A 13241-nucleotide genomic window follows, 5' to 3' on the forward strand; every position below is an offset into this window, starting at 1 on the left:
TGCTGTTTACTTTAAGTCAACCTCTTCAGTTGTCTCTTCCTCTTCCTCGTTTTCGTCTTGCGCATATCTCACACTATGCAGGGCACGCAAGGTATTGACGAGCTTTTGTCCCCAATACAGGCGGAAATTCTCCTGACAGATGGCAAGAGCGTCGTTCATGGTTTCGTTCAGTCCCAGTTGAAAAACGAAAATGAAGTCCTTGATGTCCTGATAGATATCGGCTAAATCCTCGGATATGTATTTGGTGATGGGTTGGTCGCTATATTTCATGTCCGAAACGAACACCTCCAGATAATCGTCCTTGCCGGCAAGGATATTGGAGAGGTTCATGCGGAGTACCTCATAAGTTTCTTCGGTGACGAAGGTTTCCGGTGCTTCATCCCCTATGGGTTTGCAGTCGGGCAGCATGGAGGTCTTGAGGTAAAGCAGTGGAAGAATTTTCAGGGATGTGTCGATGAAAATGGAGGGTTTCATCCCTTCCGCCTGTTCCAGAAATTTACAGAACTCGGCGGCTACTGTAACAAACTCTACGACATTGCGATCGAATATCACTTGGCTTTCTTTTTTCATATATGATGGCACTTTGAGATGCAAAGATAGCGTAAACCGGAAGTAGAAGCAAATTAATCAGGGGATTATTCTTTTTTTCACTATTGCGATGTATTGCTTTTCCCCGATATGCCGTGGGGCTGATGTCAGGTTTGTGGGAGTGTGCATCCGGAAAGTGTAGGTTCTGGGACGGACGGGCGTTCGTTGATTTTAGGCTTGCAGAATATATTATATAATAATGTATGATTATTACATTATTTATAATGTGTCTTTTATGTCACTTAGCTCTACCAGCTTATTCACAATGGCATAAATGGTGAGGCCGGCCGGAGAATGAATCTGTAATTTACGAGCTATGTTCCGGCGATGGGTGATGACGGTGTGAATGGAAAGATAGAGCTTGTCGGCAATGGCTTTATTGGTCATGCCTTTCACTACGCACGTAATAATTTCTTTTTCGCGTTGGCTCAGGGTCTCCTGCTCGCTATCTTTCTCTTCTTCCTCTTCGGTGTGCAGCAACCGGTTGATTTTGGAAGAAATGACATCTACATCATCGCAGATGGCAAAATTCTCGTCGTACTCTTTCAACGTGTTGTTGTCTATGACGGAACATATCATAGCGACATATTTGATTCTGCTTCGTCCGTGTTCTGCTTTGAAAGAAGCTAAGTCGAACCATCCGCCGAAAGTGGGGTTGATGATTACTATGTCAGCCGGATGCATGTGGATGTAGTTCTGCAACGATTCCGGCGAAGCAACCTCAATGGGGTGGACATTCAGGTTGGGAATACGTTTGAGTACAGCCGTAAGGCCACTTCGGATGATAATCGAAGTTTCTGCGACAACAATCTTCAAAGAGGCATTATTGTTCATCTTTCAGCTCCTTTTCTATTTGTGCTACGGCGGGAACAAACATATAATCCTCTACCTGACAGTGGGTTGCAAGGTCTTGCTCGCAGTTGAATATGTCGAACAAAACAGCATTCAGCAGATTGTTGTTCTCTTTTTCCGGGTAGTATTTGATAATGATGTTTTTCAACTCTTTCAGCTTGGTCTCTATCTGATTGTGCTTACAAGCAAAAGTGGCGATATTATAATTATCCGACAGCCTGCCCTGCATCAGTTGTTCTACGTAGGTGAATACGGCTGTATTCTCGTATTCCATGTGGCGTCGTACTTCCTTGGCATATTCATCGAAAAACTTTAAAATGAGGGACGCCACATCATTTGTACCGGAACTGTCGATGGCTTCGATCAGCTTGCTGCGGATGGCCGGCAGGTTGAAATCCAGAAAGTAAGTATGGGCGCGTTTCAGATAATCCATAAGGGCAAGGATGGAGAATTCGTTCCCGTTTCCGTTATAGGAGTATTGCTCTTCGCTGATGAAATTGGCGACAGCGAGGAATGTCGGGCAATCAACGCCTTGCGCTTTACAGACATCTTTAACGCTTTTGTCTCCGAACCCTAATGAGAGCCCGAAACGACTCATCACCATCAATAGGGAGTAATTATCGCAGATGAGATCGCTCATTTTATCTGTTGCACGGTACTTATGTTGCTCGTTCATTGTGTGGTATCGTTTTTTATGCTCTGAATTAATATGCAAAGTAACGACTTTTCTTTGAAAGGAGCAATCGCTATTAGTAGGTATTTTGGAATCGGTTGGTATTGAGTGCTCTGTGGATGTCGGAAAGAATGAACTATAAGCTTTAGTTTTATTTAACGAGATAAATTAGTTTGTAAACTATAAATTTTAGTTCTTTGCAAAAAATATAAGAAAATGATGAAAGGATTGACTGTAAAAGAAGAGGAGATTATGGGCTTTTTCTGGGAAAAAGGTCCATTGTTTGTAAAGGAGATGCTGGGGTTCTATGCAGAACCGAAACCGCATTTCAATACTTTGTCCACCATTGTCAGAGGACTCGAAGATAAAGGCTTTTTGAGTCATCACACTTATGGAAACACTTATCAGTATTATGCGGTGGTGAGTGAGGAAGATTTCCGTAAACGGACATTGAAAGATGTTATCCGTAAATATTTCGACAATTCCTATCTCAGTGCAGTGTCGTCGCTGGTGAAAGAAGAGGAACTTTCGCTGGAGGAGTTGAAACAACTGATACTGGAAGTGGAGAAAGGGAAGAGATAAGAAATGACAGGAACAAAAGAGTATTTATGAAACGTAAATTATTGTTTTTATTTATGCTGTGCGGTTTGTGTGTACCGGTCTTAGCACAGTTTTCCCAAGGGGTGATTTTTATGATAGACGGAAAGTTTTATGACAAGATGCCTGCTTCATTCAACATGGATTGGATTACCGGAATGGATAAAACGGTGGATGAAGACGGTAATGTATTCTGCAAACTATACTTGAGAGAAGGAGCCCGACTTGATTCAGTTGATGTGTACAAAGCTATTCCGGAGGATAAAATCCCACATCTGCAAGAGATTAGAAAGCGCTTGGAAACTAAGGTGGTGGTAGTTTCGAAGCCTAAGAATGCGATAGTGTTGCTCAATGGTGTTTTTTTCTTTGAGATGCCGCCGCGCATTCAGTATGAAATAATGGATGTTCATTTTTATAGAGACACGAGTGGATGCACCATCCCTTTTTATTATTGGAATGGAAAACTGGAGGAAGAGGATATGAAATATGCTTTGCCCTCTGTCAGAGTGGAAGGTGCCGAAGAGATGCTGGCTCTTTATCGCACTCCCGATTTGAGGAAGATGAGGATACAGATGCGGAAACCTAAGGAGTTGCTTCTGAAAGTAGGAGATGAACTGGGACTTTTTAATGTGCAAGATGTGTCGGGCAGACAGTGGACACAACAGGAGACCTTGGGCAGGCCGTTGGTACTTAACTTCTGGTACACGGGGTGCGGTCCTTGTATCATGGAGATGCCCGAACTGAGCACATGGTTGGATATTTGTCCTGAAGCAAATTACTTTGCTGTTACTTGGAACACTGCTGAGCAAATAAGAAAAATTGTCGCTAACAAACATTTTCTTTTCACACAGATAGCCGATGATAAGGTTTTATGGAAGCGGTTTGGGGTAGAACAGACCCCTACAACTGTACTGATTGACAAGAAGGGGGTTGTACGTAAAATAGAAATCGGTACAAACGAGCGCAAACGTAAAGAATTACTGGAATGCTTGAAGAATCTGGAAAAAGAAAAGTAGATCTGTTCGGGAATTTAAAACAATAAAAAACAGAAAAGGATGGGACTCTTCTTTGTATATATACTGAAATCATCCGTTTGCTTGGCGGCATTTTATTTGTTTTACCGTTTGTTGATGGCTCGCGAAACATTTCATCGTTTCAATCGGTTTGCTTTGCTGGGTATCTTGCTGTTGTCTTGCCTCCTGCCGTTGATCGAAGTGAACGTAAAGCAAGAGACTGAAGTGCGTCAGACAATGCTGACACTGGAGCAGCTGTTGATGATGGCGGATGCGGAGAGTTCGGCAACGGTCGGAGCGGTTGAAGAAGCAACGGTTACGTGGGTGCAGATGGCTCTACTGGCTTATCTGTCGGGAATCCTTTTTTTTGCTTTCCGTAATGCTTGTTCGTTGATGCGGTTGCTGATGTTGTTGAAATCGGGAAGCAGACAACATGTTGATTGCTATTTGCCGGGTAGGAGAGAGCATGTCACTTTGATTGTCCATAATAAGGAGGTATCTCCCTTCAGTTGGATGAAGTACATCGTTATTTCCCGTAAAGACTTGGAAGAGAATGGACGCGAAATCCTTATCCATGAACTTGCCCATATCCGTAACAGGCATTCCTTGGATTTGCTGGTGGCCGATGTTTGTGTTTTCTTTCAGTGGTTCAATCCGGCTTCGTGGCTGATGAAACAGGAGTTACAGAATATACACGAGTATGAAGCGGATGAGGCGGTCATTGAGGAAGGTGTGGATGCGAAACAATACCAATTATTATTAATAAAAAAAGCTGTCGGCACAAGGCTCTACTCTATGGCCAACAGCTTTAATCACAGTAAACTTAAAAAACGTATCACTATGATGTTAAAAGAAAAATCAAGTCCGTGGGCATGTTTGAAGTATCTTTATGTACTTCCCGTAGCGGCTGTTGCTGTTACAGCTTTTGCCCGTCCCGAAGTCTCCGAGAAAGTTGAAGAGATTTCTGCCGTCAAAGTTAATGATTTGGCTGCAATTGTAGAAACAAAAGTGGCAGAAAGTGTGGGAGACACCACGAAACCTGCCGGAGTGACGTATGTGCCTGTCGAGGTGAATGAAAAGTTGAAAGGAACTCCGGTTTTGACAGTCGTTGAACAAATGCCCGCATATCCCGGAGGTATGGCTGCTCTGATGGAGTATTTCAAGGAGAACATGCGCTATCCTGCATCTGCCAAGGAGCGAGGGCTGCAAGGACGTGTCATGGTTCAGTTTGTGGTAGATAAGGATGGAAGTATTAAGGAGCCGAAAGTCATTCGTTCGATAGATCAGGAGCTGGATGAGGAGGCATTGCGCTTGGTAAAGAGCATGTCGAAGTGGGAGTCGGGCAGACAGAACGGGGAACCCGTTGCGGTGAAATTTGCAGTTCCGGTGCCCTTTAAGCTGGATGCTGACGTAAGAATGAGCGAGCAGCTTGTCATTCAAGAAGTGCGTACGTCGATGGACGGAGGTAAAGGAATACCGCTCTATATCGTAGATGGCAAAGAGGTCTCCGCTTCTGTGATGCGTGCGCTGAAACCTGAAAGCATTGCAAGCGTGTCCGTCTTGAAGGATAAGCCGGTCACGGCAATCTATGGAGAAAGAGCGAAACATGGCGTAGTTGTGATAACCTTGAAGGAAGGCGATTCTGCGATAGACATGCCGGAGAAGAAACCGGAGGGAGCCGGTAAGGACGGCAAAGATATCGATCTATCCAAAGTGGAGGTCTTTATTGATGGTGTAAAGGTAGATTTGCAAGAAAAGAAGTTGGACGAACTTGTGCCGTCCGATAAGATAGAGAACATAAAGGTTGATAAAGCTTCTGATGGAAAAGGCAAGATTTATATTACAATTAAAAAAGGAGAAAAAGTACACAATTTATATGCGGTTCAGGGCAATATGAAGGTGGAAGGCAAAGTGGTGGATGAGAAAGGCGAACCGATTATCGGTGCTACTGTTCTGATAGAAGGCACCAATCGTGGTTCGGTTACAGATATTGATGGAAAATTTGTCCTTTCCGTACCCGATAAGAATGCCGTTTTAGTAATCTCCTATATAGGTATGGCAACGGTAAAAGTAACGGCGCAGCCGGAAGTTACTGTTGCATTGAAGAAGGAATGATTCTGTTTCTTTACCAGATTAAGAAAGAACTACCTCTATGGAAAAAGGAATCTTATTGTTAATTTCTCTTTATATTCAGAGGAAATGTGATTAATTTTGGCGGCATTATAAAATATTTTGTGTAAATGGAAAATACGGGATTCAAAGTGAGTTCCGTATTTTTTTCATTGCTGTCCGCTAAAACATTTTCTAGTGTATAAAATTTAGGGCTGATACTTCGTGAATGAATTATCAGCCCTTTTGGTTATCTTTGAGTTGCAAAACAAAAAAGTATAACCATGGGTATGGTAAGAATCGTCCTGATGTACTACATCAATATGGATACGTTCTTCGAACGACCTGACGAAGACTTGAAATTACTCCTAAAACAAACATCGGAAGAACCTCCGGAAGAAGAGAATTTGACATAAGGAGGCTTTTCCAAAAGCAGAAATACTCCCAACACGTAATATTTAATGGGTTGGGAGTAGATAATTATGGTTTAGTGGATAGTAATAAATTTGAATAGGAATCCTAACATCTGTATTATGATTTATGTGATTAGCATGCAAAAATACGGATTATAGGTGAAGGCGGGAAAGAGATATCCCCTCGCTTCCGTCTGTCCTCCCTGAATGGGAGAGCTGATGAACACAAGGGGATTATCGGAAAAACAGTGTCGGTGTGAGCACTGTTGTGAACGCTTGGGGGAGCGTCCTGCGTGTTAAGCTAAACTCTGTTTCTTTATTCTTTATACACTTCGCGTATCGGGTCGTTGTACTGCACTTGAAGCTTCAGCAACTCCTCCTTCAGGTTGGCGGTGATGGTCTCCGTGCCCGGCTGTCCGTAGATGTTGTGCATCTCCGAAGGATCTTCTTTCAGGTCGTACAGTTCCCAACAATCAATGTCGTTGTAGAAGTGTATGAGTTTGTAGCGTTCGGTGCGCACACCGTAGTGGCGTCGTACGGCATGTTCGGCGGGATACTCGTAGAAATGGTAGTAGAGCGACTTGCGCCAGTCCGCCGGCTGCTCGCCCCGGAGCAACGGCAAGAACGACACACCGTGCATGTCGGCCGGAACGGGCACACCCGCCAAATCGAGGATGGTAGGACCGTAGTCGATGTTCTGCACCATCTGTTCCACATCTCCCCGCTTTCCGCCCGGCAAGCGGATGAGCAACGGTGTGCGGAAAGATTCCTCGTACATGAACCGCTTGTCGAACCAGCCATGTTCGCCCATGTAGAAACCTTGGTCGGAGGTGTAGACAATCATGGTGTTCTCCAGCAGGTTATGCTTCTCCAAATAGTCGAGCACACGGCCCACGTTACGGTCTACTGAATGAATCACGCGCAGGTAATCGCGCATGTATTGCTGGTATTTCCATTCGGCCAGCGCCTTGCCCGTCAGTTTGGCTTCCTTGAAACGGCGGATGACAGGGTCATAATGCTTGTCCCATGCAGCCTTCTGGGCAGGATTCATGGCGTTGTATATCCTGCGTCCGGCTTGCTCCAGCCCGGCGTTGCCGGTATGTATCTCGTTTTCTTTGTCAGCCATCTTCAAATCATACACCAAGTCCATGTCCTCGATGATGCTCATCTCCTGCTTCGATGCGGAGATGCGTCCTTCGTACTTGTCGTAGAAGTTCTCCGGCAAGGAGTACGCCACGTCGTTATAGAGGTCGAGGTCGCAAGTGTCGGGCATCCAAGTGCGGTGGGGCGCTTTGTGGTGGATGAAGAGGCAGAAAGGCTTCTCCGGGTTGCGGATGCTGTCCATCCAGTTCAGGGCCACGTCGGTCACGATGTTGGTGGCATAGCCTTCGCGTTGCAGTTTCTCACCGTTGCGGATAAAGGTGGGATTGTAATAATCCCCTTGTCCGGTAAGTATATCCCAATGGTCGAATCCCGTGGGTTCGGATACAAGATGCCATTTGCCTATCATGGCGGTCTGATAGCCGTTTTCGCGCAGCAGCTTGGGGAACGTCTGCTGGCTGCCGTCGAAAACGGTGGTGTTATCGGTAAATCCGTTGGCATGGCTGTGTTTGCCCGTCAGCATGCAGGCACGGCTCGGCCCGCTGAGCGAATTGGCCACGAAGCTGTTGGTGAAACGCACGCCTTCGCGGGCAATCCGGTCGATATTCGGAGTTTGCGTATAACGTTGGTCGTAGGCGCTGATGGTTTGGAACGAATGGTCGTCGCACATGATGTAGACGATGTTCATCGGCTTCTTCGCCTCGGAGACCGGCTTCTTCGGTGTGCCGTAGGTGGCAAGCGAAGACAATGCAGCCGTCCCGGCAAGCGAGTAGATTAAGGTTGAGCTGTAATTCTTCATTTTAACTCGATATTTTATTTGCAAATTGACATATCCCGCTTACCATCCCGGATTCTGTTTCCACTGATTGGCGGTTCTGTTGAGCATCTCCTGATGGATGGGCAACAGATAGTCGCGGTCGGTATTGAACTTCCATCCGTCGGCATATCCGGCAGGATTGGTGGGGATGATGTAGCGCAAGGCATCGCCGGGCTTACCTGTCAGGAAGAGATTGTTCTTTGAAGGTTGGTCGTACACTAACTTGCCTCCGTATTGCGGATGGTTCTCTAAATTGCTGCCTGTATAGAGTGCGCCTTTGGGCCATTGGCCTACAATCAGCTCGTCGGCGGCTGCCCAGCGCAGGATGTCTTCCAGACGGCTGCCTTCGCAAGCCTTCTCGATGCGGCGCTCACGGCGCACGGCTTGGATGTATTTGTCGAGCTTGCGGAAAGGATAATCGGCCTCTTGGTTATACTCGCGGTCGAAGTCGACGGCAGGCATACCCACGCGGTCGCGCAAAGGTTGCAGTGCGTCGATGATTCGTTGTGCGTTTCCTGCACCATCCAGTTCGGCAAGGGCTTCGGCATAGTTCAGCAATACATCGGCATAGCGGAATTGGATGCCGGGAGTAGCGCCTTTAAACTCTGCGTCGAGGTTGCCGGTGTAGTCAATCTGCACATGTTTCAACAATGAATAGCCCGTCATGTTCTGGTTGTAGGAAGAAGAACCGATGAGCGGCGGAACCACGTAATAGGGTGCCGTGTCGTCCGGACGCAATTGCTGTCCGGGGGCACATACGGTCTGTACCAGACGCGGGTCGCGCAGGGTGGGTTGCAGTTCGTCGCCAAACACTTTCTTGGCCACGATGCGTGCTTCGCCGGTAAAAGGTTTTCCGTCGCGTGTCAGGTAATCGTCCACCAATGAGGCGGTGACACCTACTCCGCCTCCGCCTTGATTAAGGTAACGGTTCACGTTGTTGCCTATCTTGTCGCCGTCGTACATCTTAAACCAAAGCACTTCGGGGTTTGAAGAAAGGTCGGCGGTCTGGAACATCCGGCGGTAGTCGTTCAACGGATTGCCGGTGGTATATATGCGCCATACGTTGCGGTCCATCACAGCTTTGGCTGCATCGGCGGCCTGAGTGAAGTAGCTGCGTATTTTTTCGTCCGTCACGGTGGGGTCGTAGAACTTGTCGTTCTTCGCTTTGTGATACTTCTCCCACGTACCCTCAAACAGAGCCACTTCGCTCTTCAGGGTGCGTGCCACGTCTTTGTGCACACGCATGGAAGCACTGTTGTTCTTTTCGTTCAACAGGGAGATGGCTTTGTCCAGATCGCTCAGGATATTGTCGGCTATCACCGTGCGGTTGTCACGGGGCAGTTTCATTTCCTCGATGTTGGGGTCGAGCGGTTTGTCAATCCATGTCAACTGTCCGTAGCTGACGAACAGGCGGTAGTAGTACCATGCGCGGAAATAATAGGCTTCGCCCACGCATTGATTGTAAGCAGCCGTTCCCTTCTCGGAGGTATTCTCCAGATTGTTGAGCAGGAAGTTCACGTTGCGGATTTGGGTATATGCTCCTAACTTGGAAGCATTGCTTAATGAAAGCTCTCCTGCCAATCGGGAGCTGACCGCACTGGATGCCATATTGTCGCTGTGAGTGTCGGAACCGGCAATGCCGCTTCCTCCACCGGCGGCAAAATCTTGTGCGCGCAGACCGCTTTCGTATATTTTATTATTATCGTTTCTTGTTTCGTAGAACTGATCCAAGTAGTTTCTTATTTCACCCGTGCTTGAGAAAGGAGTGGCTGTGGAAAGTACGCCTTCGGGCGTTTTGTCCAAGTCGTAGCAGCCGGCCAGACCGATTATCAGGGCTAAGCCCGGCAATATATTTCTTTTCTTCATGATCGTATAGAATTATAAGTTAACAACTAAACCGAAAGATACCACCTTGTTCATCGGATAGTTCTTTCCACCTTCGCCGGTATAACTATTGCTTGTGAATACAGCTTCGGGGTCGAACATGCCCATCAGCGGCGTAAAGGTCAGCAGATTCTCGCCGGAGAAAAATACCTGCACCTTCTGCATGCCGATTTTCTGTGTCCACCGTTGGGGAATATCGTAGCTCAAAGTGAGGTTTTTCAGGCGGCAATAGGCGGCGCTCTGTATGTAGCGGTCGCTCACGGTCTTTGTTTTTTGCTGGAACGGATCTACACCTCCGGCCGAATGGATATACGGTTTTGGGAAATAAGCATCCTTATTATCCTCGCGCCAATAGTCCATGTGTTCTTTGAAGACCGTTACTTGTGCATACGGGCCGCTCCCCCAGAAGTAGACACCGCCTCCGGCATTGTAGTCGCGCTTGCCTACGCCTTGGAACATGGCGCTCAGCGTAAGGCCTTTGTAGCTGATTGAGCCGTTGATGGTATATTGGTAGCGAGGAGTTGTGTTACCGATGATGGTCATATCTCCCATACCTCCTTCTAAGCTGTTTGTACCCCTGTCTATTTTATTGTCCCCGTTCAGGTCTCTGTATTTCACATCGCCCGGCGTCCACGGTTTACCGCTGATATATTTCAAGTCGTATTTCTGGTTATATTCGTCCGCTTCAGCTTGTGTTTGTATCAATCCGTCGGCACGGTAACCCCAGATTTCGCCTACTTTGCGTCCTTTATACCAGCTTCCTGCAGGGTCGCTTCCTTTGGGGTTGACGTATTCCGTTACTTCTGCCGTGGCGTCGGACAGCATACCGCCGATGCTGTAGTCGATGTCCTTGCCAATCTTGCCGCGATAGTTCAGGGTGAGTTCCCATCCCCGGTTACGCATGCGGGCATTGTTGGTTTTGGGTGCATCTGCTCCGAAGAAATCGGGAAAATCTTCGCCCGGTCCTAACATGTCTTTCGTGTCGCGTTGGAAGAGGTCGAACGAACCGGTCAGGGAGTTACCGAAGAACCCGAAGTCCAGACCAATGTTCTTGCTTTCTACCTTCTCCCATGTGGTAGCGGGGTTCACTACCAATGGCGCTTTGGTGTAAATGTGGCGTCCGTCGTTGAATATATAACCTCCCAAGCCGCCGTTCAGCTCCATGGTGGCAGCAAACGTATAGAGAGCCGCACCGGCCTGATTGCCCAGCAAACCGTAAGAAGCACGCAATTTCAGGTTGCTCACTACATCGGTGAGTGATTCCATGAAGCGTTCCCGGTTGATGTTCCATCCCAACGAGGCCGAAGGGAAGAATCCCCAGCGGTGGTCCGGAGCAAAGCGGGATGAGCCGTCGTAGCGTCCGTTCACCTCTACCAAGTAGCGTCCGTCATAATCATAGTTGATGCGGCCGAAGAATCCTCGGGTGGCCCATCCGTTGCGGGTATCTACCACCACTTTGTCGCCCGTACCCATACCCACGTTCGGAGTGGCTGTGGAGTAAAGTCCCGTAATAGCGTTCTTCATGTAGCTGTAGCTGTTGTCTTCTTCCTGATAACCGCCCATCAGCGTAAAATTATGCTTATCGGCTAATGAGAAAAGGTAATTGGTATAGAAGTTGATTGTTTGATAACGTGTGCGTGCGTAGCTGCGGGTAAACTTGCCGTCGGGCGACATTCCCAATTCACTGCGTTGACCTTTCGAGGTGCTCACACCGTCGGCTGCGTAGATAAGCGGACTTACGTTGAGAGCCTCGTATTCCATGTTCATCTGTTTATATGTATAGTCGAAAAAGATAAACCAGTTCTTCAGAGGTTGTACTTCAAAACCGGTGGTCAGGCTCAGCCGATCGCGTGCGGTGGTAGTGTACGTACCGCTTTGCAGGTAAGGAATCATACTCAATTCGGTGAAATGACCGTTGGGATCGATTACCGACACCGTAGGGCGGAAACGTGCCAATGAATGGTAAAAACCTTCGCTGATACCACCGTCGCCGAATGGAGTATCGGTATCGGAGTGCATAAATTTGGTATTTACTTTCAGCTTCAGCCAGTCGGTGATCTGTGAATTGACGTTGGCGGTGAGGTTATAGCGGCTGAAATCCATCTTGGCATAGCGCAAGATACCGTCTTCCGAGTAGTAACCGCCCGAAACGTAGTACTGTGCTTTTTTTCCGCCACCGCTCAGACTGACGTTGTGGTTTTGTTTGAAAGCCCAGTCTTTATAGTGCAGATCGAAGTAATCTACATTGCCTACACCCAGTTCGGAGTTTTCGAAAGCCGGGTTCATGTTGGAGTTGGCTGGTAATTCGGCCCAAGGGTTCACGCTGCTTGGGTCTTTAATGTATTGTTGCAGCAAAGCCATTTTTTCTTCGCTGTAAAGACGGGGAGAGCCGGCATTGGTACATCCGTCGTTCCAATATTTGGCAAAAGAGTAGGAGTCTACCATATCGGGCAACACGGTAGGCGCACTCCATCCCACTGTGCCTTGATAGTTGATGCGTGCTTTCCCGTCTTCGCCTTTCTTGGTTGTCACCAAGATAACGCCGTAAGCCGCTCGTGCCCCGTAGATAGCGGATGCTGCTGCGTCTTTCAATACCGAAATACTTTCGATGTCGTTCGGGTTCACATCAGAGAGGTTCATTTCCACCCCATCTACTAATATATAAGGATTGGCTGTGTTGTCTAAGTTTCCTTGTCCGCGCAAGGTCAATGTTCCCGATGATCCCGGGCGACCGGTTCCTGAATTGCTTACCATCAAACCGGGTACCAATCCTTGCAGACTTTGTGTGGCATCGGCTACCGGACGGCGTTCCAACGCATCGCCCTTTACGGCCGAAACAGAACCCGTGAGGTTCACTTTCTTCTGTACACCGTAACCTACCACAACTACTTCGTCCAGCATTTCGGTATCTTCTGCCAAAGCGATAGTTAAACGTGTTTTTCCATTCACAGCAATTCGTTGCGTGGTATATCCGATGTATGACACCACGATGGTTCCTCCGGAAGGAACGCCGGAGAGCGTAAACTCACCATCCGCATTGGTAATTGTACCGTTGGTAGTTCCTTCCACCAATACACTTGCGCCTATGATAGGCTCCTGATTGTTTTTGTCCGTTACACTACCTGTTACAGATAAAGACTGCGACATGGCTGCCGGTGAAAGCAGAAGCATGATCGTTACAATCCATCCGAACA

At 47.5% G+C, this 13241-nt stretch carries 10 protein-coding genes; 4 read left to right on the forward strand and 6 right to left on the reverse strand.

Annotation, left to right across the window (positions count from 1 at the left end; translation table 11 throughout):
* Positions 1 to 6 precede the first annotated feature (6 nt).
* From EV202_RS10750 to EV202_RS10760, 3 genes are all read right to left on the reverse strand, one after another.
* Entirely contained in the window at positions 7 to 570 is a 564-nt protein-coding gene (locus EV202_RS10750) for a DUF5063 domain-containing protein (RefSeq protein ID WP_106069147.1), read from the reverse strand.
* Between the two features lie 237 nt (positions 571 to 807).
* Entirely contained in the window at positions 808 to 1422 is a 615-nt protein-coding gene (locus EV202_RS10755; protein WP_106069146.1) for a response regulator transcription factor, read from the reverse strand.
* Complete coding sequence (locus tag EV202_RS10760) at positions 1412 to 2116, reverse strand: hemerythrin domain-containing protein (protein ID WP_106069145.1); 705 nt, start codon at positions 2114 to 2116, stop codon at positions 1412 to 1414. Before EV202_RS10760 ends, EV202_RS10755 begins: the two co-directional genes overlap by 11 nt.
* Before the next feature lie 216 nt (positions 2117 to 2332).
* Between EV202_RS10760 and EV202_RS10765 the strand changes: the two genes are divergently transcribed.
* From EV202_RS10765 to EV202_RS15420, 4 genes are all read left to right on the forward strand, one after another.
* The gene (locus EV202_RS10765) at positions 2333 to 2695 is read left to right on the forward strand and encodes a BlaI/MecI/CopY family transcriptional regulator (RefSeq protein ID WP_131927090.1); all 363 of its coding nucleotides are present in this window, start codon (positions 2333 to 2335) and stop codon (positions 2693 to 2695) included.
* Positions 2696 to 2805: 110 nt separating this feature from the next.
* The gene (locus tag EV202_RS10770; RefSeq protein ID WP_165899421.1) at positions 2806 to 3726 is read left to right on the forward strand and encodes a TlpA family protein disulfide reductase; all 921 of its coding nucleotides are present in this window, start codon (positions 2806 to 2808) and stop codon (positions 3724 to 3726) included.
* A gap of 39 nt (positions 3727 to 3765) precedes the next feature.
* On the forward strand, positions 3766 to 5838 hold the full coding sequence (locus EV202_RS10775; RefSeq protein ID WP_131927063.1) for a M56 family metallopeptidase: 2073 nt from the start codon (positions 3766 to 3768) through the stop codon (positions 5836 to 5838).
* Between the two features lie 278 nt (positions 5839 to 6116).
* Entirely contained in the window at positions 6117 to 6248 is a 132-nt protein-coding gene (locus EV202_RS15420) for a hypothetical protein (protein WP_262709396.1), read from the forward strand.
* A gap of 313 nt (positions 6249 to 6561) precedes the next feature.
* Here EV202_RS15420 and EV202_RS10780 read toward each other — a convergent pair whose 3' ends face one another.
* Genes EV202_RS10780 through EV202_RS10790 form a run of 3 tightly spaced genes read right to left on the reverse strand, consistent with a single transcriptional unit; the run spans position 6562 to position 13194 of the window.
* Positions 6562 to 8145: a sulfatase family protein gene (locus EV202_RS10780; RefSeq protein ID WP_131927064.1), complete on the reverse strand. Its 1584-nt coding sequence runs from the start codon at positions 8143 to 8145 to the stop codon at positions 6562 to 6564.
* 39 nt (positions 8146 to 8184) lie between these two features.
* Positions 8185 to 10029 (reverse strand): RagB/SusD family nutrient uptake outer membrane protein, encoded by a 1845-nt coding sequence (locus tag EV202_RS10785; RefSeq protein WP_131927065.1) that lies wholly within the window; start codon positions 10027 to 10029, stop codon positions 8185 to 8187.
* Positions 10030 to 10041: 12 nt separating this feature from the next.
* On the reverse strand, positions 10042 to 13194 hold the full coding sequence (locus EV202_RS10790; RefSeq protein WP_394364522.1) for a SusC/RagA family TonB-linked outer membrane protein: 3153 nt from the start codon (positions 13192 to 13194) through the stop codon (positions 10042 to 10044).
* Positions 13195 to 13241 lie beyond the last annotated feature (47 nt).

The sequence above is a fragment of the Prevotella heparinolytica genome (assembly GCF_004342845.1).
Classification (GTDB): domain Bacteria; phylum Bacteroidota; class Bacteroidia; order Bacteroidales; family Bacteroidaceae; genus Bacteroides; species Bacteroides heparinolyticus.